This window comes from Microbacterium sp. (genome assembly GCF_035687345.1).
GTDB lineage: Bacteria > Actinomycetota > Actinomycetes > Actinomycetales > Microbacteriaceae > Microbacterium.
Window position 1 is genome coordinate 13805 of record NZ_DASRXZ010000016.1, and the last position, 21632, is coordinate 35436.

The 21632-nt window shown below is 70.3% G+C and carries 17 protein-coding genes; 5 read left to right on the top strand and 12 right to left on the bottom strand.

Annotated elements, in window-relative coordinates; translation table 11 throughout:
- Positions 1–13: 13 nt before the first annotated feature.
- Together pepN and dxs are read right to left on the bottom strand one after the other, a co-directional pair.
- A complete protein-coding gene (pepN, locus tag VFF97_RS01340; protein WP_325031696.1) occupies positions 14–2515 on the bottom strand; it encodes an aminopeptidase N in 2502 nt (833 codons plus the stop codon).
- 55 nt (positions 2516–2570) lie between these two features.
- The gene (dxs, locus tag VFF97_RS01345; protein ID WP_325031697.1) at positions 2571–4532 is read right to left on the bottom strand and encodes a 1-deoxy-D-xylulose-5-phosphate synthase; all 1962 of its coding nucleotides are present in this window, start codon (positions 4530–4532) and stop codon (positions 2571–2573) included.
- A gap of 108 nt (positions 4533–4640) precedes the next feature.
- On the opposite strand from dxs, the gene VFF97_RS01350 reads away from it, so the two are divergent.
- Positions 4641–5648 (top strand): phosphotransferase, encoded by a 1008-nt coding sequence (locus tag VFF97_RS01350; protein ID WP_325031698.1) that lies wholly within the window; start codon positions 4641–4643, stop codon positions 5646–5648.
- 39 nt (positions 5649–5687) lie between these two features.
- Here VFF97_RS01350 and VFF97_RS01355 read toward each other — a convergent pair whose 3' ends face one another.
- The 4 genes from VFF97_RS01355 to dut form a co-directional block, all read right to left on the bottom strand.
- Complete coding sequence (locus VFF97_RS01355) at positions 5688–8522, bottom strand: aconitate hydratase (protein ID WP_325031699.1); 2835 nt, start codon at positions 8520–8522, stop codon at positions 5688–5690.
- Between the two features lie 135 nt (positions 8523–8657).
- Positions 8658–9464, bottom strand: coding sequence for a DUF3159 domain-containing protein (locus VFF97_RS01360; RefSeq protein WP_414684209.1), 807 nt, complete (start codon positions 9462–9464; stop codon positions 8658–8660).
- Entirely contained in the window at positions 9455–10051 is a 597-nt protein-coding gene (locus tag VFF97_RS01365; protein ID WP_325031700.1) for a DUF3710 domain-containing protein, read from the bottom strand. Before VFF97_RS01365 ends, VFF97_RS01360 begins: the two co-directional genes overlap by 10 nt.
- The gene (dut, locus tag VFF97_RS01370) at positions 10048–10515 is read right to left on the bottom strand and encodes a dUTP diphosphatase (protein WP_325031701.1); all 468 of its coding nucleotides are present in this window, start codon (positions 10513–10515) and stop codon (positions 10048–10050) included. The genes VFF97_RS01365 and dut overlap by 4 nt, the downstream gene beginning before the upstream one ends.
- A 12-nt stretch (positions 10516–10527) precedes the next feature.
- Here dut and VFF97_RS01375 point away from each other — a divergent pair, with 12 nt between their 5' ends.
- The gene (locus VFF97_RS01375; RefSeq protein WP_325031702.1) at positions 10528–11025 is read left to right on the top strand and encodes a DUF3093 family protein; all 498 of its coding nucleotides are present in this window, start codon (positions 10528–10530) and stop codon (positions 11023–11025) included.
- On the opposite strand, the gene VFF97_RS01380 is transcribed toward VFF97_RS01375, so the two are convergent.
- Complete coding sequence (locus tag VFF97_RS01380; RefSeq protein ID WP_325031703.1) at positions 11003–11293, bottom strand: DUF4193 domain-containing protein; 291 nt, start codon at positions 11291–11293, stop codon at positions 11003–11005. The genes VFF97_RS01375 and VFF97_RS01380 overlap by 23 nt on opposite strands.
- 201 nt (positions 11294–11494) lie before the next feature.
- On the opposite strand from VFF97_RS01380, the gene sepH reads away from it, so the two are divergent.
- A complete protein-coding gene (gene sepH / locus VFF97_RS01385) occupies positions 11495–12559 on the top strand; it encodes a septation protein SepH (RefSeq protein ID WP_325031704.1) in 1065 nt (354 codons plus the stop codon).
- Positions 12560–12654: 95 nt separating this feature from the next.
- On the opposite strand, the gene VFF97_RS01390 is transcribed toward sepH, so the two are convergent.
- Positions 12655–13824: an alkaline phosphatase family protein gene (locus VFF97_RS01390; RefSeq protein WP_325031705.1), complete on the bottom strand. Its 1170-nt coding sequence runs from the start codon at positions 13822–13824 to the stop codon at positions 12655–12657.
- Positions 13825–13884: 60 nt separating this feature from the next.
- On the opposite strand from VFF97_RS01390, the gene VFF97_RS01395 reads away from it, so the two are divergent.
- On the top strand, positions 13885–16353 hold the full coding sequence (locus tag VFF97_RS01395) for a DNA topoisomerase IV subunit A (RefSeq protein WP_325031706.1): 2469 nt from the start codon (positions 13885–13887) through the stop codon (positions 16351–16353).
- 40 nt (positions 16354–16393) lie between these two features.
- On the opposite strand, the gene VFF97_RS01400 is transcribed toward VFF97_RS01395, so the two are convergent.
- On the bottom strand, positions 16394–17266 hold the full coding sequence (locus VFF97_RS01400; RefSeq protein ID WP_325031707.1) for a class I SAM-dependent methyltransferase: 873 nt from the start codon (positions 17264–17266) through the stop codon (positions 16394–16396).
- 5 nt (positions 17267–17271) lie between these two features.
- Positions 17272–19353 (bottom strand): DNA gyrase/topoisomerase IV subunit B, encoded by a 2082-nt coding sequence (locus VFF97_RS01405; protein ID WP_414684208.1) that lies wholly within the window; start codon positions 19351–19353, stop codon positions 17272–17274.
- Between the two features lie 168 nt (positions 19354–19521).
- Here VFF97_RS01405 and VFF97_RS01410 point away from each other — a divergent pair, with 168 nt between their 5' ends.
- Positions 19522–19743: a DUF7455 domain-containing protein gene (locus VFF97_RS01410; RefSeq protein ID WP_325031708.1), complete on the top strand. Its 222-nt coding sequence runs from the start codon at positions 19522–19524 to the stop codon at positions 19741–19743.
- A gap of 1 nt (position 19744) precedes the next feature.
- Here the strand turns inward: VFF97_RS01410 and VFF97_RS01415 are convergent, their stop codons facing one another.
- Both VFF97_RS01415 and VFF97_RS01420 read right to left on the bottom strand, forming a co-directional pair.
- Complete coding sequence (locus tag VFF97_RS01415; RefSeq protein ID WP_325031709.1) at positions 19745–20779, bottom strand: alanine racemase; 1035 nt, start codon at positions 20777–20779, stop codon at positions 19745–19747.
- A complete protein-coding gene (locus tag VFF97_RS01420) occupies positions 20776–21498 on the bottom strand; it encodes an alanine racemase C-terminal domain-containing protein (protein WP_325031710.1) in 723 nt (240 codons plus the stop codon). The genes VFF97_RS01415 and VFF97_RS01420 overlap by 4 nt, the downstream gene beginning before the upstream one ends.
- Between the last annotated feature and the right edge of the window lie 134 nt (positions 21499–21632).

Below are 21632 nucleotides of genomic sequence, written 5' to 3' on the forward strand. Positions count from 1 at the left end.
GGTCGGTCCGCGGTCAACGCGGCTGGGCGGCGCGGACCCGAAGGTCGCGCGCGAGATGGTCCCGCTGCTCCACGACGATTCGCCGCAGCGCGGCGGGCGCATCCTCGTTCGCGGCGAGCCAGTCATCCACGAGATCGAGCGAGTCGCGCTCGGGGAACAGCCCGCGCACGAGGCGCGCGGCGATCTCGATGCTCCGCTCTTCCCACACGACCCGGATGCGGGCGAAGTACTCCTCGTCGAACGCCGCGATGAGATCGCGCCGCCCGCCCGCGCGCACGCCGGAGATCGTCGCGCTGAGGTGATCGTTCGTGAGCGTCGTGTCGTCCCACGCCGCGTGCCACGCGGCGGCGCGCACCTCGGGGTCGGGTCGCGCCGCCAGCACCGTGCGGTGAGCGGTGCGGCCCTTCGCGGTCGGGTCGCGCCGGAGCTCCTCGTCCGCATCCTCCGCGGTGGCATGACCGGTCGCCGAGAGCGCCGCAAGCCACATCCAGCGCAGCTCCGGATCGAGTCGCAGACCGTCGGGGGCCGCGAGAGTACCGGCGAGCATGTCCCGCAGCTCCTGTGCGCGAGTGTCATCGTGCGAAGCGGCGACACCCACCGCACGCGCCCACGCGAGCTGCGCATCGCCGCCGGCCTCGGCCGACCGCATGCTGTGCCACGCGGTCTCGAGCCACGCGGCCCACTCGCGCGGCCGGGCGTCATCCGTGACGTAGTGTGCGATCGCGAAGGCCGCGTTGGCGAGCACATCGGCACGGAGGGCGGAGTGGGTCTCGGCTCCCGCATGGAGTCGCACGATGTCGAGGTATCGCGCGGCCGGCAGATCGCCGTCGCGCGTCGCGTTCCACAGCGCCGACCACACCAGGCCGCGGGCGAGGGCATCGTCCAGCGTCGAGAGCGCGCGCTCGACCGTGCCCAGCGACGCATCGTCGAGCCGCACCTTCGCGTATGTGAGATCGCCATCGTTGGGGAGGACGAGGTCTGCGGGGCCGAGCGCGCCGAGCGGCGTGCGCTCGTCACGGACGTCCGCGTCGGCGGCATCCGTGCGCTCCAGTCGGCCGTCGCGCAGCGCGTACAGCCCGACGCGCAGCCGATGTGGGCGCGGGTCCGTCTGCACCAAGACGCCGCCGTCGGCGTCGCGCTCCACCCGAATGGTCGAGACACCCGTCGTCTCGAGCCACGCGCGCGACCACGCGTGCACATCGCGCCCGGAGGCCTCCTCGAGGTGGCGCAGCAGATCGTCCAGCGTCGTGTTCCCGAAGGCGTGCGCTGCGAAGTAGCGCCGGGCGCCCTCGAAGAACGCCTCCTCGCCGACGAACGCCACGAGCTGCTTGAGCACCGACGCGCCCTTGGCGTACGTGATGCCGTCGAAGTTCAGCTTCGCCGCCTCGAGGTCGTGGATGTCGGCGACGACCGGATGCGTCGTGGGCAGCTGATCCTGCTGATACGCCCACGCCTTCCGTCTCGTCGCGAACGTCACCCACGCGTCCGGGAAGCGCGTGACCGCGGCGGTGGCATGCGCGCCCATGTAATCGGCGAAGGACTCCTTGAGCCACAGGTCGTCCCACCAGCGCATCGTGACGAGGTCGCCGAACCACATGTGGGCCATCTCGTGGAGGATCGTGTTGGCGCGCGCCTCGTGCTGCGCGACAGTCGACGCACCGCGGAAGATGTACGACTCGGTGAAGGTGACCAGCCCGGGGTTCTCCATCGCGCCGATGTTGTACTCGGGCACGAAGATCTGGTCGTACTTGCCCCACGGGTACGGGTACGCGAATGCATCCGTGAAGAAATCGAGGCCCTGGCCGGTGACCTCGAGGATCTCGTCGGCGTCAAGGTGCTCGGCGAGTGAGGCCCGGCAGTGCACCCCCAGCGCGATCGTCTGCTCGCCTCGACGCCACTCCCCCTCGACGCGGTGGTACGGCCCGGCTGCGACGGCGGTGATGTAGCTCGAGATGGGAAGCGTCTCGGCGAACTCCACGCGCTGTGCGTCGCCCACGGCGTCGATCGATGCTGCGGCCTGATTCGAGAGCACGAGCCAGTCCGCCGGCGCGGTCACCACGAACGTGTACCGTGCCTTCATGTCGGGCTGCTCGAAGCACGCCATCACGCGGCGGGCGTCGGCGGGCTCGTAGTGCGTGTACAGGTAGGTCTGGTCGTCGACGGGATCGACGAAGCGGTGCAGCCCCTCCCCGGAGCGGCTGTACGCCCCGCGGGCCGCGATCCGCACCGTCTGACGGCCACCCAGGCCGGTGAGCCGGATGCGGGCGCCGTCCCACTCGACGGGCCGTGAGACGCCGTCGACCTCGACTTCATCGACGCTCTCGCCGATGAAGTCGACCCACGTGTCGACGCCGCCGCCGGCAACCGTCTCGATCTCGAGCGTGCTGACAGTCGCGAACCCGGTCTCATCGGGATCGGGAGCGGTCGTCAGGTCAAGCTCGACGCGGGAGGTTCGGACGGTCACGGAGGCGGACCGCGCGGCGGTCTCGTCCCGGGTCAGATTGGCGGTGCTCACCCGTCCATGCTTCCACGGCCGGGGGCGTGCTTCCGGCGTGCTCGGCCGCGGAGCCTCAGCGACGCTCTTCGTCGGCGCGGACGAACGCCTTGAGCGTCGGCAGCTCGTTCGCGGCCGCGCCGCGCGCGACGGGAACGCGCGTGCCGAGCACCTGCGCCACGACGTCGTGCGCGATCTTCGACGGCGTCAGCCCCGCGTCGGCGAGGATCTGCTCGCGGCTCGCGTGATCGATGAACTCGTCGGGGACGCCCAGCTCGTCGACGGCCGTGTCGATGCCCGCCTCGCGGAGCACCTGGCGAACGCGCGTGCCGATGCCGCCCACCCGGATGCCGTCCTCGATCGTGATCACGAGTCGGTGCGCCGCGGCGAGCTCGACGATCGACGGCTGCACGGGGATGACCCAGCGCGGGTCGACGACGGTCGCTCCGATGCCCTGCGCGCGCAGGCGGTCGGCGACCTCGACAGCGATGTGCGCCATCGGGCCGATGCCCACGAGGAGCACGTCCTGGGCGTCGGAGCGCACGAGCACGTCGACACCGTCGGAGAGGCGATCGAGCGCGGGAAGCTCGGGAGCGACCGCGCCTTTCGGATAGCGCACGACGGTGGGGGCATCCGTCACCGCCACCGCCTCCTGAAGCTCTTCGCGCAGACGCTCGCCGTCCCGCGGCACGGCGATGCGGATGTGGGGCACGAGCTGAAGCATCGCGAGATCCCAGATCCCGTGGTGGCTCGGACCGTCGGGGCCGGTGACGCCCGCGCGGTCGAGCACGAAGGTGACGCCCGCGCGGTGCAGCGCGACGTCCATGAGCACCTGGTCGAACGCGCGGTTCATGAAGGTCGCGTAGATCGCTACGACCGGATGAAGGCCGCCGTACGCGAGTCCGGCAGCCGCGGCCACCGCGTGCTGCTCGGCGATGCCGACGTCGTACACACGGTCGGGGAAGCGCTGCGCGAACGGGAGGAGCCCCGTCGGCCGCAGCATCGCGGCCGTGATCGCGATCACGTCGTCGTTCGCCTCGCCGACGCGCACGAGCTCGGCGGCGAAGACGTCGGTCCAGTCATCCGTCGAGGCCTTGTTGCCGACCGTCTTGCCGGTGACCGGATCGATCTTGCCGACGGCGTGGAACTGATCGGCCTCGTCGTCGAGTGCCGGCTGGTAGCCGCGGCCCTTCTCGGTGATCGCATGCACGATGACCGGTGCGCCGTACTGCTTCGCGAGCTCGAGCGTCTCGATGAGCGACGCCAGGTCGTGCCCGTCGACGGGACCGAGGTACTTGATGTCGAGGTTCGAGTAGAGCGCCGCGTTGTTCGTGAACCTCGAGAGGAAGCCGTGCGTGCCGCCGCGCACGCCGCGGTAGACGGCTCGGGCGGCGGGGCCCAGCTTGCGGAAGAGGTTGTCGGACCCGCGGTGAAGGTTGCGGTACGCCTCGGCGGTGCGCACGCGGTTGAGGTAGCGCGCCATTCCGCCGATCGTCGGCGCGTACGAGCGACCGTTGTCGTTGACGACGATCACGAGATTGCGGTCGTTGTCGTCGGAGATGTTGTTGAGCGCCTCCCACGTCATGCCGCCCGTGAGCGCGCCGTCGCCGACGACGGCCACGACGTGCCGGTCGCGACGGCCGGTGCGCGTGAGCGCGCGCGAGATGCCGTCGGCCCAGCTGAGCGAGCTCGACGCGTGCGACGACTCGACGACGTCGTGCGGGCTCTCGGAGCGCTGCGGGTAGCCCGCGAGGCCGCCACGGGTGCGCAGCTTCGAGAAGTCCTGCCGGCCCGTGACGAGTTTATGGACATACGACTGATGACCGGTGTCGAAGACGATCGGGTCGTTCGGCGAGTCGAACACGCGGTGGATCGCGAGCGTCAGCTCGACGATCCCGAGGTTCGGGCCGAGATGGCCGCCCGTGCGGGCGACGTTCTCGATGAGGAAAGCGCGGATCTCGGCGGCGAGCTGCTCGAGCTCGCGGACGCTCAGCGCATCGAGGTCGCGCGGACCCTTGATCGACGGAAGAAGCGGCATCCGTCTCCCTTCGCAGTCGGCCTCGGGCGCATCCGGTGATCGGATGGCGGGTCCAGTTTAGTCCGCGGGGGCTGTACGACCGGTCCGAGGAGCCCGTACCCTCGCCGGGTGGAAGCTCCCTTCTCCGTCCGCGTGACCGAGCCGCGCTGGTTGCGCGGGATCGCCGATTGGGCGAGGTCGAGCCTGCGGGCACAGGGCATCGAGCCGCTCGGAGACCCCGCTCAGGTGCACGTGCGCCCGTGGTCGACCGTGTTCGCGATCGAGACCGACGCGGGGCGCGTGTGGCTCAAGGCGGGCGCACCCGACTTCGCCTTCGAGGCGGCACTTCAACGGGTGCTCGCCGAGCTCGCCCCCGACGCCGTCCAGGCCCCGCTCGCCGTCGATGCGGGTCGCGGATGGATGATCACGCTCGAGCACGGACCCTCCATGGGCGACACCGAGCACCCCGATGCCGACGAGTGGCGGGAACTGGTCGTAGGTGCGGCGCGCGCGCAGAGAAGGCTTGCCGGATGCCGCGGGGAGCTGCTCGCGACGGGACTGCCCGACCGCTCCCCCGCGCGGGTCGTGGAGCTCTTCGACGCGCTGCGCGCCCGCAGGCGGGGCTGCCGCGCGGGCCATCCGGGCCGGCTCGAGCCGGGCGATGACGAGCTGCTCGAGGCGGCCCGCCCGCAGCTCGCCGCAGCGGCGGACAGGCTCGAGGCGAGCGCCGTCCCGTCGACGTGGGTGCACGGGGACCTGCATCCGTTCAACGCCTACCGCTCGTCTGCCGGCGTGCACGCGTTCGACCTCGGCGACTCGTCATGGGGGAACGCGCTCGAGGTGCTCGCCGTCCCCTTGGGCTGGATGCGTCGCCAGGCCGGGTGGCCCGGCGACGGAGGCGTCCTCGACATCGACGCGGTGATCGACGCGTACTTCGACGTGTGGGACGTCGACGTCGAACGCGACCGCCTGCTCGCCGACGCGATGCTCACGCACGCGGTGAACCGCTCGCAGACGTGGGCCGCATGGCTCGACGACACGACGGATGCCGAGCTCGCCGAGTACGGCGGCTACGGCGAGGAGCACCTCACGAGTGTGCTCGACCTGCTCGGCATGCGTGAGGCCCCGGAACCGTAGGGCTCCGGGGCCTCACCGCGGCCAGTGCGACCGTCTCGCTCAGACGAGCGAGCGGAGCACGTACTGCAGGATTCCGCCGTTGCGGTAGTAGTCGGCCTCACCGGGCGTGTCGATGCGCACGACGGCGTCGAACGTGACGGTCTGCTTGCCCTCGGGCGAGAACTCGCTCGGCTCGGCCGTGACCTTGACGGTCTTCGGCGTGACGCCCTCGTTGAGCTGTTCGAGGCCCTCGATCGAGATGATCTCGGTGCCGTCGAGGCCGAGAGACTTCCAGCTCTCGCCGGCCGGGAACTGCAGCGGCACGACGCCCATGCCGATGAGGTTCGAACGGTGGATGCGCTCGAAGCTCTCGGCGATGACCGCCTTCACGCCCAGCAGGCGCGTGCCCTTCGCCGCCCAGTCGCGCGACGAGCCGGAGCCGTACTCCTTGCCGCCGAACACGACCAGCGGGATGTTCTGCGCCTGGTAGTTCATGCACGCGTCGTAGATGAACGACTGCGGACCGCCCGGCTGCGTGAAGTCGCGCGTGTAGCCGCCCTCGACGATCTGGCCGTCGTTGACCGCCGCGACGATCTCGTTCTTCAGGCGGATGTTCGCGAACGTGCCGCGGATCATCACCTCGTGGTTGCCGCGACGCGACCCGTACGAGTTGAAGTCCTTCTGGGCGACGCCGTGCTCGGTGAGGTACTGCGCGGCGGGGGTGCCGGCCTTGATCGAGCCGGCCGGGCTGATGTGGTCGGTCGTGACGGAGTCGCCCAGCGTCGCCATGACGCGCGCGCCGGTGATGTCGGTGACCGGCTCCAGCTCCATCGTCATGCCGTCGAAGTACGGAGCCTTGCGGACGTACGTGGAGTCCTCGTCCCACTCGAACACGGGACCGGTCGGCGTGGGGAGGTTCTTCCAGCGCTCGTCGCCCTCGAAGACCGTCTTGTACTGCGTGATGAACTGCTCACGCGAGATCGACGAGTCGACGACCTCCTGCACCTCTTCGGGCGCCGGCCAGATGTCCTTCAGGAAGACGTCGTTGCCGTCCTCGTCCTTGCCCAGCGGGTCGGTCTCGAAGTCGAAGTGCATCGATCCGGCCAGCGCGTACGCCACGACGAGCGGCGGCGACGCGAGGTAGTTCATCTTCACGTCGGGGCTGATGCGGCCCTCGAAGTTGCGGTTGCCGGAGAGGACGGCGGTCACGGCGAGGTCGTGCTCGTTCACCGCCGACGACACTTCGTCGATGAGCGGACCCGAGTTGCCGATGCAGATCGTGCAGCCGTAGCCGACCGTGTAGAAGCCGAGCGCCTCGAGGTCCTTGTCGAGGCCCGACTTCTCGTAGTAGTCGGTGACGACCTTCGAGCCGGGCGCAAGCGTCGTCTTCACCCACGGCTTCTGCTTGAGGCCCCTCTCGCGCGCCTTGCGCGCCAGAAGACCGGCGGCGACCATCACCGACGGGTTCGACGTGTTGGTGCACGACGTGATCGCCGCGAGGGTCACGGCGCCGTGGTCGATGATGTAGGGCTGACCGTCCTTCGGCTCGATCGTGATCGGCTTCGTGACGGACTTCGGGCCGCCGCTGTTGATGTGGACGGGGCGCGTGACGGGGTCTTCCTCACCGGGGACGGCGCCCGGGTCGGATGCGGGGAACGAGTGCTTCGACTCGAGGTCGACGATGTCCTCCGACGTGCACGGATCGGCGTAGGCGAGGATGTCCTCCTCGAACTTCTCCTTCGCCTCCGACAGCAGGATGCGGTCCTGCGGGCGCTTCGGACCGGCGATCGACGGGACGACCGTCGACAGGTCGAGTTCCATGTACTCGCTGAAGTTCGGCTCGTTGGCCGGGTCGTGCCACAGCGACTGCTCCTTGGCGTACGCCTCGACGAGCGAGACCGTCTCGTCGGAGCGACCCGTGAGGCGCAGGTAGTCGAGCGTCACGTCGTCGATCGGGAAGATCGCCGCGGTCGAGCCGAACTCGGGGCTCATGTTGCCGATGGTGGCGCGGTTGGCGAGCGGGACGGATGCCACGCCCTCGCCGTAGAACTCGACGAACTTGCCCACCACCCCGTGCTTGCGGAGCATGTCGGTGATCGTGAGCACGACGTCGGTCGCCGTGACGCCCGCGGGGATCTCGCCCGTGAGCTTGAAGCCGACGACGCGCGGGATGAGCATCGACACGGGCTGGCCGAGCATGGCCGCCTCGGCCTCGATGCCGCCGACACCCCACCCGAGCACGCCGAGGCCGTTGACCATCGTCGTGTGCGAGTCCGTGCCGACGCACGTGTCGGGGTAGGCGCGCAGCACGCCGTTCACCTCGCGGTCGTAGACCACCTTGGCGAGGTGCTCGATGTTCACCTGGTGCACGATGCCCGTGCCCGGGGGCACGACCTTGAAGTCGTCGAACGCGGTCTGGCCCCAGCGCAGGAACTGATAGCGCTCGCCGTTGCGCTCGTACTCGATCTCGACGTTGCGCTCGAGCGCGTCCTCACGCCCGAACAGATCGGCGATGACGGAGTGGTCGATGACGAGCTCCGCCGGCGACAGCGGGTTGATCTTGTTGGGGTCGCCGCCCAGCTCAGTGACGGCCTCGCGCATCGTCGCAAGGTCGACGATGCACGGCACGCCGGTGAAGTCCTGCATCACCACGCGTGCCGGCGTGAACTGGATCTCGGTGTCGGGCTCGGCCGCAGGGTTCCACGAGCCGAGGGCTTGGATCTGCTCCTTCGTCACGTTCGCGCCGTCCTCGGTGCGAAGCAGGTTCTCGAGCAGCACCTTGAGGCTGAACGGAAGCTTCTCGTAGCCGGCGACCTTGTCGACGCGGAAGATCTCGTAGTCGGTGCTGCCGACCGTCAGGGTGCTCTTGGCACCGAAGCTGTCAACCGTGGACACGTCAGTCTCCTCTGTCGGCGGGATGGGCGCGGGCGCCTCGCATCCCCATCTTCCCCCGCGCGCGGACCGACGGCCAGTGAGGTCGCCCTAATCCCGCACGTGAGCACAATTTATCTTGATATCAAGATAAATGTATCACTCCCCCGTCGCGGCCTCCGGCTCGCGCGGCGTCTTCGCGTAGGCCGCGCGCACGGCCAGCCAGGTCACGGCGACGAGCGGCGCGAACAGCGGCAGCCCCATGATGAGCTTCAGCGTGCCGAGCGCGGTGACGTCGCCCGCGAGGTACAGCGGGAACTGCAATGCGAGCCGCGCGTAGAACAGCGCCGCCCATGCGATCGCGAGCCAGAAGAAGACGCGGCGCTTGCGCTTGTCGCGTCGCCACGCCGTCCCCTCCCCCATCAGGAACCCGGATGCGAGGCCGATGAGCGACCATCCGATGAGAGCCGACACGAGGAACGCCGTGCCGTACAGCGCATTGGTGATGAAGCCGGGGATGAAGTTTGTCTCAGCACGTCCGGTAAGAAGCGCAAGCGCCGCGGCGGCCGCGACGGCAATCAGCCCACCGAGCGCCGCTGATATGGGCGAGCGCTGGATGAGGCGGATAATTGCGAAGATCGCAGCGACCCCGACCGACAGCCCGAGCGACAGCCACAGATTGCCTTGAGACGTCGCGCCGTCCTCCGTCGCAGGCTCCAACGTGACCGTGTAGACGACGATGAACACGAGCCCCGGGAGAACCGACTCCAGCACGCCGCGCCAGCCGCCCATCGCGGCCCACACGACGTGGTGCGTCTGCGTCTCCTTCGAAGGGTCGAGGCCCGCTCGACGAGCCGCGGCGCCGAGCGCCGCGCCCATCAGCTCCGACGCGGACTGCTCGCGCGGCGCGGGTTCCCGCTGCTCGGGGACGCCGGATGCGGCATCCGTCGGGTCGCTCACGCCGATCCCGGGGTCGCGGGCATCCGCAGCGGAATGAGGTCGCGCGGAGGCATGGGCGATCCGCCGCGGACGACGACGATCGAGCGGAAGAGATCCTCGACCTTCGTGGCCGCCTCGACGTCGACCGCCGCCGCGCCGCCGATCACGCCGCGCAGGAACCAACGCGGACCGTCGACGCCCACGAAGCGCGCGATGCGCTTGCCGGCCTGGCCGTCGGCGCCCGCGACGACGGGCACCTCGGCGAGGAGCTCGGCGCCGAGCGGGCCCTCGCGCTCCTCGACGCGGCCGCCCTGTTGGCGGATCTGCGTGCGGATCTGCTCGCGCGTCTCCTCCCACAGACCGGCGTTGCGGGGAGCGGCGAACGGCTGCACTTGAAGTGTGGAGTTCGCGTAGTCGAGACCGACCGCGACGATGCGCTTGGTCTGCTCCTCGACCTCGAGGCGCAGGTTCAGGCCCTCGCGCGGCAGCACCTTGATGCCGCCGAGGTCGATGTAGGGGCGGACAGGGTTGGCCTCGGACTCGTCGAACGGACCCGCGGTCGCCCGATCTGCGGGAGCGCTCTTGGGAGCGTCGGGGAGCGGTGCGTCGGTCATGCGGGGACTCCGTCCTTGTTGGAACCGTTCGAGGTGAAGCCGGTCGAGCCGAAGCCGCCCTCGCCTCGCACGCTCTCGGGAAGCGTCTCGACCGGGATGAATCTCGCCCGCGGGACGGGCATGACGATGAGCTGGGCGATGCGATCGCCGACGTTCACGTCGAACGCGTTCTCGGCGTCGGTGTTCAGCAGGGACACCTTGATCTCGCCGCGGTAGCCCGCGTCGACCGTCCCGGGGGCGTTCACGATCGTGATCCCGTGCTTGGCGGCCAGTCCGCTGCGCGGCACGACGAAGGCCACGTAGCCCTCGGGGAGGGCGATGCGCACACCCGTTCCCACCAGCGCACGCTGACCGGGCTCGAGTCGCACCGATTCGGCCGCGACGAGGTCGGCGCCGGCGTCGCCGGGGTGCGCGTAGGCGGGAGCCTCGGGGGCGATAATGAGGACGTCCACCGTTTCAGTCACGCATCGAGGGTAATGCAGAAGCCAGCAGGCCATGTCGGCGGCGAGTCCGCCGAGCCGACGTATCGCGAACGCCTGAGCCCCTCGCTGTGGGTGCTCGCCGCCGCGGCGGTGTGCGCGCCGATGGCCGCGCTCGTCGTGGCCCCGATCGACACGACGATCGCGCTCATCGCGGGGCTCGCGGTCGGTCTGCTCGTGGTCGTCGCGCTGATCCTCGTGTCGCCCGTCGTCGAGGTGCGCGACGGCGAGCTGCGAGCGGGACGCGCCCACATCCCTGTCTCACTGCTCGAGAATCCTCGCGCGCTGACGGGAGAGGATGCCCGCATCGCGCGCGGTTCGGGGCTTCATCCGCGGTCGTGGCACCTCATCCGCGGCGGGATCGACGGGATCGTCGTGGTGGATGTGGCCGATCCGGACGACCCGACCCCGTCGTGGGTCATCTCATCGCGGACGCCGGATCGGCTCGCGGCGGCGGTGCGCCGCGCTCAGGTCAGGCGCACTCCACACAGATAGGGCCGCTCGCCCCTTCGTGGTCGATCTGCGAGCGGTGCTTCACGAGGAAGCAGTTCGAGCACGTGAACTCGTCCTCCTGAGGAGGCAGGACGACGACATCGAGCTCGACGTCGGAGAGGTCGGCGCCCGGCAGTTCGAAGCCCGAGGGGTTGTCGGCATCCTCGACGTCGACAGAACCAGAGAGCTTGTCGGGCACGCGCTCCTTGAGAGCCTCGATCGACTCGCTGTCGTCCTCGGTCTTGCGGGGGGCGTCGTAGTCGGTTGCCATGCGTGAACGTCTCAACTTCCGGTTGTGCAGCGTGCCTATTGCCGGTCGGGCGGCGATAGTTTGCACGACTGCTGTGCTTTTCGCAAATGCAGATCGCGATTCGCTCCGCGGTTAAACTCGCGGCACGCGCCGGATATTCCCGCCGCCCGGGATGCCCTGTGTCAGCATGGACACCACCGCCGGATCGGAGAGGCGTCCCCCATGGAACAGCTCAGAGTCATCGGAACCGAAGACGACGTGCTCGTCCTCGCCACCGAGTCGGGCGAGCGCTTCGCGCTTCCCGTCGACGATGCCCTGCGCATGGAGCTGCGGCGTGCCCGCCGCGATCGCACGGACGAGGCTTCCTCGCCCAAGGCCAGCCCCCGCGAGATCCAGGCCCACATCCGGGCTGGGCTGTCGGCCGACGAGGTGGCGAGCCTCCTCGGCATCCGTGTCGAAGACGTCGCCCGCTACGAGGGCCCCGTGCTGGCCGAGCGCGAGCACATCGTCGGGCAGGCGCTCGCCGTGCCCGTCCTCCTCGGCGGCGAGCTCGAGCACGATGCCCTGCCGACATTCGGAGCGGCCGTGCGCGCGAAGCTCAGTGAGGCCGGTGCCACGGGCGAGCGGTGGACGAGCTGGAAAGACCACTCGGGCTGGATCGTGAAGCTCGAGTTCACCGCGAACGACGTCGACCACGACGCCCGCTGGGGCTTCGACCCGCGCCGCACGACGCTGTCGCCGCTCAACTCCGACGCGATCCAGCTCTCACGGCAGGGTTCGCTTCCGGAAGGGCTCATTCCCCGGTTGCGTGCCCTCGACGCGGCCCCGCCGAAGGATGAGTCGCGGTTCGACAGCGGCGCGTTCGGTCCGCGACGCCCGCCCGAGGCCGACCTCGAGTCGCCCGAGCTCCCCGCGCCGGTCGCACCTGCCGTGCAGAAGGCCGCGATCAAGCGCGCCGAAGAGACGGTCGTGACATCCGCCGAGACCGCCGACCTCCTCGAGGCGCTGCGCCGCCGCCGCGGCCAGCGCGAGCCGGCGCCCACCGCGGAGGAGTCGGCACCCGTGCGCACGCACGCGCCCGTCGCGCTGTTCGACGCTCTCGAGCCGGGCTATGACGAGGCGCCGACCGACGAAGAGCCGGATGCCGCGCCTCCGCAGCGCCACGAGCCCGCCCCCCTCTCGCTGCCCACGCAGTCCGCTGTGGGCGAATCGTCGGGTCGTCGCAAGGGCCGCGCCGCGATGCCGTCGTGGGACGAGATCGTCTTCGGCGCCCGCACAGAGGACTGACGCGAGCCGGGTCGATGCGCCGCGCTGGCGCCCCCGACCCGGCGCGTCCACGCTGAGCGAGCGAAGCGAGACGAAGCGCGACCGTACCGGGTCGGCTAACGCGCGAACGCCCCCAGCCGGATGAGCGGCACGATCCGCTCCTCATCGGTGAGCGATCCGTGTTGCCCGACCATTCGCTGCGGCGCCTTGTCGGCGAGTCGGTCGTCGTAATACGCGATGCCCGAGCGCGCCGCGACGAGCACATCGCCGATGCGCGCCCGCACGGCGTCGTCGACCTCGCCGAAGAGACCGGCGGCGATCGCCTCGTCGCGCGATGCGATCCACGACCGCGAGGCCTCGACGTCGCGCCACGCCGTCAGCACGTGGCCGGCGGCGCCCGGCTCGGCGTAGAGGTGGAGCATCCGGGGTTCTCCGCCGATATGACGCACGCCCTCGACCAATGGGCTGCCCTCCTCGAGCAGCACGTGACGGTGGCGCGGGACGTCGATCATGCCGTGGTCGGCCGTCACCACGAGCCCGACGCCCGGCGCGAGCGACTCCGACAGACGGCGTGCGGCGGCGTCGACGCGCTCGAGTGCCGCGCTCCAGCCGTCGGACTCCCAGCCGCGTCGGTGCCCGATCGCGTCGAGATCCGGCACATAGAGATAGATGAGGGCGCCCGGATGCCGCGCCGCCAGCTCGGCCGCGCGATCCACGCGTGTCGTGAAGTCGTTCTCGCCGACGAACGCCGCGCCGCGCATCGTCGCGACTGTGAACCCCGTGTTCTCGTACTCGGACTTCGTCACGACGAACACCGGTCGTCCGGCGGTCGCCTCTCGCAGCAGCAGCGGCTCGACGCGCTGCCACGTCCACGGGTCGAGCCCGTCCGTGTCCCAGCCGCGGAGCTGATTGAGGACGCGGTCGGACTCCGGCTCGAGCGCGCGGTAGCCGACGATCCCGTGCCGGCCGGGGCCCTCGCCCGTGAGGAGGCTCGACAGCGCCGACGCGGTCGTCGACGGGAACACCGTGCGGGCGACGTCCTTCCTCGCGCGCACCGACGTCAGGAACCGCGCGTGGCCGGAGCGCGACGAGAGGTTGTGCACCCCGAGGCCGTCGACCACGAAGAGGATCACGCTCGTGGCCGGAGGGAACCACGGGGCATCCGGCCCGCCCAGCGGCGCCTGCGGCATCGAGCCCTCCCCACGGCGCAGCGCGTCGATCAGTTGCGGCACGAGCCCGGTGAGGCTCCGGGCCGACGGCGGGTCCGCCGGTAGGCTGAGGGACATCGGGGCCAGTCTCGCACACCGCGCACACGGCCCCTCGAACCTGAGGCCCGAAGAACGTCCATGCCCGCATCCCGCACTGAGTCCGCCCCTGCCGACCACGGCCGCATCGAAGACGTCGATGTCTCGGCCGAGATGCAGGGGTCCTTCCTCGAGTACGCCTACTCGGTGATCTACTCGCGCGCCCTGCCCGACGCGCGCGACGGCCTGAAGCCCGTGCAGAGGCGCATCCTCTTCCAGATGGCCGACATGGGGCTGCGCCCCGACCGCGGTCACGTCAAGAGCGCACGCGTCGTCGGCGAGGTGATGGGAAAGCTCCACCCGCATGGCGACGCCGCCATCTACGACGCGCTCGTCCGCCTCGCGCAGCCGTTCTCGCTGCGCGTGCCCCTCGTCGACGGTCACGGCAACTTCGGCTCGCTCGACGACGGCCCGGCGGCCCCGCGCTACACAGAGGCGCGGCTCGCCCCTGCGGCCCTCGCCCTGACCGAGAACCTCGACGAAGACGTCGTCGACTTCATCCCGAACTACGACGGTCAATTCCAGCAGCCCGAGGTGCTGCCTGCGGCCTTCCCGAACCTGCTCGTCAACGGGGCATCCGGCATCGCGGTCGGCATGGCGACCAACATGGCTCCGCACAACCTCATCGAGGTGGTCGCCGCGGCGAACCATCTGCTCGAGAATCCGGATGCCACGGTCGAAGACCTCATGGAGTTCGTGCCCGGTCCCGACCTGCCTTCGGGCGGTGTGATCGTGGGGCTCGACGGCATCAAGGACGCCTACACGTCGGGGCGCGGCTCGTTCCGCACGCGCGCGAAGGTGTCGATCGAGCCGCTCGGGCCGCGCCGCACCGGGCTGGTCGTCACCGAGCTGCCGTACCTCGTGGGCCCCGAGCGGATCATCGAGAAGATCAAAGACGCGGTGAACAGCAAGAAGCTGCAGGGCATCTCCGACGTCACCGACCTCACCGATCGCCGCAACGGCCTGCGTCTCGTGATCGGGATCAAGACCGGGTTCGACCCGCAGGCCGTCCTCGAGCACCTCTACCGGCTCACGCCCCTCGAGGACTCGTTCGGCATCAACAACGTCGCCCTCGTGAAGGGGCAGCCGCAGACGCTCGGGCTCAAGGAGCTGCTGCGCGTCTACCTCGACCACCGCATCGAGGTCGTGACGCGTCGCAGCCGGTTCCGTCTCGCGCGTCGGCGCGAGCGCCTGCACCTCGTCGAAGGCCTCCTCATCGCGATCCTCGACATCGACGAGGTCATCCAGGTCATCCGCAGCTCCGACGACAGCGACCAGGCGCGCTCGCGCCTCATGACGGTCTTCGACCTGTCCGAGCCTCAGGCCGAATATATCCTCGAGCTGCGCCTGCGGCGCCTCACGAAGTTCTCGCGCATCGAGCTCGAGCGCGAGCGCGACGAACTGCAGGCCGAGATCGCACGACTCGAAGAGCTCCTCGGCAGCGACGTGCTGCTGCGTCAGCAGGTCGCCCGCGAGCTCGACGCCGTCGCCGAGACGTACGGCACACCGCGGCGCACGCTGCTCGTGAACGGCGGTCCCGTGCAGCCCCGGTCGCGTGCGGCCGCGTCGGCGGCCGATCTGCAGATCGCGGATGCCCCGTGCCGGGTCTTCCTCTCGGCGACGGGCCGCATGGTGCGCGCCGACCTCCGCACGGGCGACGACGGCAACGGGAACGGCGGCATCGTGACGCCCTCGCGACGGTACAAGCACGACGCGATCCGCTCATCGGTCGACACGACCACGCGCGGCGACGTCGGGGCCGTCACGACCGCGGGGCGCCTCATCCGCTTCTCCCCCGTCGACCTGCCGTCCGTCCCGGGCAACTCGGTGCAGCCGGCCGCCGGTACGCGGGCCGACCAGTACCTCGGCCTCTCGGGCGGCGAGCACGTGGTCGCACTCGTTCCTCTCACGGGCGAGCCGCCGATCGCGCTCGGCACGGCGCAGGGCGTCGTCAAGCGAGTGTCGGCGACCGAGCTCGGCAACAAGCACGACGTCGAGATCATCGCGCTCAAGGACGGCGACTCCGTGGTCGGGGCCGCGCCCGCGCCCGACGACGCCGAGCTCGTGTTCGTCACGAGCGACGCGCAGCTGCTCCGGTTCGATGCGTCCGCGGTGCGGCCGCAGGGCCGCTCGGCGGGCGGCATGGCGGGCATCCGCGTCGCGTCGGGCGAGAAGGTCGTCTTCTTCGGGGCGGTGCCGTCCGGGGCATCCGACACGGTCGTCGTCACCATCGCGGGCAGCACGCAGGCGCTGTCGGGCACGGATGCCGGAACCGGCAAGGTCTCGCCGTTCGACGAGTTCCCGCCGAAGGGCCGCGCGACGGGCGGCGTGCGCGCGCAGCGGTTCCTCAAGGGCGAAGACACCCTCACGCTCGCATGGGTCGGCGACGAGCCGCGCGCGGTCGGGTCCGACGGCGGCGTGCGTACGCTGCCGACCGCGGGTGCGAAGCGCGACGCGTCGGGTCAGCCGCTCGACGGGGTCATCGGCGCGGTCGGCACCGTGGTCCGCTGAGGCGGCGCAGCCACGCCGCACGGCGCTCCGCGCCACAGGTTCACGCGCGACGGAACACCGTCAGGTCGTAGTCGACCCATCCCTTCGCGAGGCCCCGCTGCAGCGCTGTTCCCCCGATGAGCGGATCGAGCCGCGTCGAGCGCCACGGCAGGGCTCCGAGTGGCGCGACGAGCGCGGCGATCGCGACGTCACGCGGTCGGCGCAGTTCGAGGTACGGCGTCAGGCGCTCGGTGGACTCGTGGACGAAGCCGGCCCGTTCCGCCATCGCCTGCAGCTCGTGAGGCGTGAGCAGCGTGTTGGCGTGCCACCCGCGCGCGAACCGCCGCAGTGTCCGCTCCGCCGCGCGGCCGTCGGCTGCGCCCCGCATGTCGTCGCAGATCGCCAACGCGCCCCCGGGGCGCACGAGGCGTGCGCACTCCGCGAAGAAGCGCTCGGCGTCGGGCGCGTGGACGAACGACTCGATCGCGAACGCGACGTCCGCCGGCTGAAGGTCTTCCGGAAGATCGGAGAAGTCGCCCTCGCGGCACGTCACGCGCTCGGCGAGGCCGAGCGACGCGATCCGCGCGCGCCCGATCTCGGCCTGCTCGGGGCTCAGGGTGATCCCCGTTCCGCGGATGGAGAGCCGCTCCGCGAGGTAGCAGAGGCTCGCGCACACACCGCAGCCGAGATCGACGACGTGCAGCGAGCCCGGCCCTCCCTCGCGCCCGCGGATGACGTCGGCGATCCGATCCTCCACGTAGTGAAGCGCCCGCCGCCTGTCGCCCACTCCAGGACCCCACACGGCACGATGGATCGCTCCTTCACCCCCGCCGTGACCGTAGCGAAGGAACGCACGAGTGTTCCGGTCGTAGTAGCGGCGGATCGCCGCCGCGTCGAAGCCGGGCCGGTCGCGGCGCGTCGGAGGCCCGCCCATGGGCGTCAGACGTCGATGCGCTCGCGGTCGAGGCGCGTGCTCGAGTCGATGATGAACTCGCGGCGCGGTGCGACCTCATTGCCCATGAGGAGTTCGAACACGGATGCCGCGGCCTCCGCATCCGTCAGATTCACGCGCCGCAGGAGGCGCCCCGCGCGATCCATCGTCGTGCTCGCGAGCTGCTCGGCGTCCATCTCGCCCAGGCCCTTGTAGCGCTGGATGGGCTCCTGCCACCGCTTGCCGGCCTTCGTGAGCTTCGCCAGCAGCGCGTGGAGCTCCTGCTCGCTGTAGGTGTAGATCGTCTCGTTGGGCTTCGAGCCCGGGTTCATGACGATGATGCGGTGCAGCGGAGGGACGGCCGCGTAGACGCGCCCCGCCTCGATGAGCGGCCGCATGTACCGGAAGAACAGTGTGAGCAGCAGCGTGCGGATGTGGGCGCCGTCGACGTCCGCGTCGCTCATGAGGATGATCTTGCCGTAGCGGGCGGCGTCGAGGTCGAACGTGCGACCCGACCCCGCACCGATGACCTGGATGATCGACGCGCACTCCGCGTTCGACAGCATGTCGCTGATCGACGCCTTCTGGACGTTGAGGATCTTGCCGCGAATCGGCAGGAGCGCCTGGTACTCGCTGTTGCGCGCGAGCTTCGCGGTGCCGAGGGCGGAGTCGCCCTCGACGATGAACAGTTCGGAATCGGCGACGTCGTTCGAGCGGCAGTCGACGAGCTTCGCGGGCAGCGACGACGACTCGAGTGCGTTCTTGCGCCGCTGCGTCTCTTTGTGGGCTCGCGCCGAGATGCGCGCCTTCATCTCGGAGACGACCTTCTCGAGGAGCGCCGCCGACTGCGCCTTGTCGTCGCGCTTCGATGAGGTGAAGCGCGCCGTCAGCTCGCGCGAGACGACGTTCGACACGATCTGGCGCACCGCCGGCGTGCCGAGCACTTCCTTCGTCTGGCCCTCGAACTGCGGCTCGGGCACCCGCACGGTGAGCACCACCGTGAGCCCTGCGAGGATGTCGTCCTTCTCGAGCTTGTCGTTGCCGACCTTGAGGCGCCGTGCGTTCTGCTCGACCTGCGAGCGCAGCACCTTCATGAGGCCCTGTTCGAAGCCCTGCTGGTGCGTGCCGCCCTTGGGCGTCGCGATGATGTTGACGAACGACCGCTGCACCGTCTCGTAGCCCGTGCCCCAGCGCACCGCGATGTCGACGTGACACTCACGCTGGATCTCCGTGGGCACCATCGCGCCGGACGGCTGGAGCACCGGCACGGTCTCGGTGAACGTGCCTTCGCCCGTGAGTCGCCACGTGTCGGTCACGGGTGCGTCGGGCGCGAGGAACTCGACGAACTCGGAGATGCCGCCGTCGTAGCGGAAGCTCGTCTCGATCGGCTCCTCGCCGTTGACGGTTCCGCGCTCGTCGCGGATGACGATCTCGAGACCCGGAACCAGGAAAGCCGTCTGTCGCGCGCGCTGTTCGAGCTCCTCGAGGTTGAACGCCGCATCCTTCGTGAAGATCTGGCGATCCGCCCAATAGCGGATGCGGCTGCCGGTCACGCCCTTCGCGACCTTGCCGACCACCCGGAGCTCGCTGCTCTCCTCGAACGGGGTGAACGCCGAATCGGGCGAGCCGTTCGCGAAGACGCCCGGCTCGCCGCGGTGGAACGACATCGCCCACGTCTTGCCGTTGCGGTCGACCTCGACATCGAGGCGCTCCGAGAGGGCGTTGACGACGGATGCGCCGACGCCGTGGAGACCACCGGATGCGGCGTACGACCCGCCGCCGAACTTGCCGCCCGCGTGCAGTTTCGTGAAGACGACCTCGACGCCCGACAGGCCTGTGCGCGGCTCGATGTCGACCGGGATGCCGCGTGCGCGGTCGCGCACCTCGACGCTCCCGTCAGCGTGCAGGAGGATGTCGATGCGCGTGCCGAAGCCGGCGAGAGCCTCGTCGACGGCGTTGTCGATGATCTCCCACAGGCAGTGCATCAGACCGCGGGAATCCGTCGAGCCGATGTACATACCGGGGCGCTTGCGAACCGCCTCGAGACCCTCGAGCACCTGGAGATGATGGGCGGAGTACTCGGTGGTCACAATCCTCAAGCGTATCCGGGGCTGCCGACGCCCCCGACCAGACACGCGCCATCGCGCAAGGCCGTACGCGGTCAGCGAACTGTCACCCGTTCGCGGCATTCTCGAGACAAACCCGTGGTTGTATCTCATGACCGGTACGTGAGTTCTACGCAATCGAGGAGGCAAGAAATGAGCACATCGACACCGACTGAGGCCGCTGCCGTCCTCGAGTACCGTCTCACCGCGATGGACCGCTGCGACTCGTGCGGCGCCCAGGCCTACATCGCCGCCGAGGTCAACGGCAGCGAGCTGCTGTTCTGCGCGCACCACGGGCGCAAGTACGAAGAGAAGCTTCGCGCCGTCGCCACAACGTGGCACGACGAGACCGCCCGTCTCAACGAAACGGTCTGACTCAGGCTCCCCGGTACTCCCGCGGAACGCGCGGCGACACCCGCAGCGCGACCTCTTCGCCGATCGTCCCGATGAGCTCGGCGAGATCGGTTGCGCTTGCGGCCGCTTCACGCCCGAACACGTCCACGAGCTGGCCGGGTGCCGCATCCGGCCACGACTCGACCCATGACCGACGCCCGTCGATCCGCGTCACCCGACGCGGGCCGGCGGGCGTCGTCACGTCGAAGCGGCCCGCGAGCGTCGACGGGAGCCCGTCGAGAGAGCCCACGCCCACGACGACCGACTCCCCGTCGACCGAGATGACGGGCGCCCGCAGAGTCGCGATCGGACGGATGCCGAGCACCGCGTCGCTCGGCCCGCCCGACGGACGGATGCCGTAGCAGAACGCCCCGATGCGGCACAGGTCGTAACGGAACTCGCCCCGCGCGAACGACGCCGCGCTGGCAGCCAGGTGCCGGAGCGCGGGGCGCAGACCGGCCTCCTCCGCCTGCCGCACCGCGAGGTCGAACGCGGCGCGGGCCGCGTCGTCCTCCGCATCCGACGCCTCGGCGATGTGGCTCCAGATGCCGACGACCTCGATTGCGCCGACGCGCTCGAGCTGCGCGGCGCGTTCCACGAAAGCGGGCCACTCCTCCGGGCGGACGCCGTTGCGGTGCAGCCCCGAGTCGACCTTGAGGTGCACGCGCGTTCGGCCGCCGACGGCCGCGATCTCTTCGAGCAGTGCCGCGTCGCCGACCCCGAGGTCCAGGTCCAGCTCCGCGACGCTGCGCAACTCGTCCTCGCCGAACGCGAGCCACACGAAGATGCGCGGCTCGTGGCCGAGCGCTTCGCGCACCGCACGGCCGGTCGGCACGTCGAACGCGCCGAACCAGCGGACGCCCTCCTGCCACGCGCGCATGACGATGGCGGGGATGCCGTGCGCGTACGCGTCGTCCTTCACCACGAGCATCACGTCGGCCGGCGCGACGCGCGAGCGCGCCGTCGCGACGTTCGCCGCGAACGCGTCGAGGTCCACCGACAGAATCGCCTCGCTCACTCGTGGTCCCTCCGCACGCGTGCTCCCACGAGCGCGACGAGCTCCGCGGCGCCCATGCCGGTCGAGCTCACCCACTCCTCGAGGGGCGGCTCGCCCCGCGACGGGTCGCCGAAGAAGACCACCGGGTCGCCGCGGCGGATCTCCGCCTCCTGGACGTCGACGACGCACACATCCATCGCGACGCGACCGATGATCGGATGCAGCGCCCCTCGCACGCGCACGTGCGCGCGCCCGCCGAGCGCCCGCACGACACCCTGCGCATAGCCTCCTGTGACGAGCGCGATCCGCGTGTCGTGGGCGGCGCGATGGAGGTAGCCGTACGACACGCCCTCCCCCGCCCGCAGGGGCTTCACACCGAGGACGGTGCCGCTCAGTCGCATGACCGGCGCCCCGGACCCCTCGATGCCGAACAGCGCGGCGGTGTCGAGCGTCGGGTCGCCGTCGGTGAGCACGCGCAGGCGGCCGGCTGCCGCATCCGTCACCGCGTCGGCCAGGTCGCCGTCGACGATCACCGCGTCCACGCCCGCGTCGGCGAGGGTGGGCGCACACGCGGCCGCACCGTGGCCGAGCGCGTCGTACCGCAGGTCGACGATGTGATCGCCGGATGCGACGGATGCCACGCCCGCTCGCGCGTTCGCGGCGAGGGCCGCGTGCGAGATGCGTGCCCGCGGCGCACTTCCCGTCCGCGTCGAGGGATGCTCAGGATCGGCCGCGGTCACGCCTCTAGACTATCCGGGTCCCCCACTCCCGACCCTGGAGACCGCATGCCTCGCAAGGGCCTCAGCCTCGCGCCTCGCCTTCGCTACCTCGCCGGACGCGCCCGCCGCATCGACGTCGGATCCGTGCTCGAGCG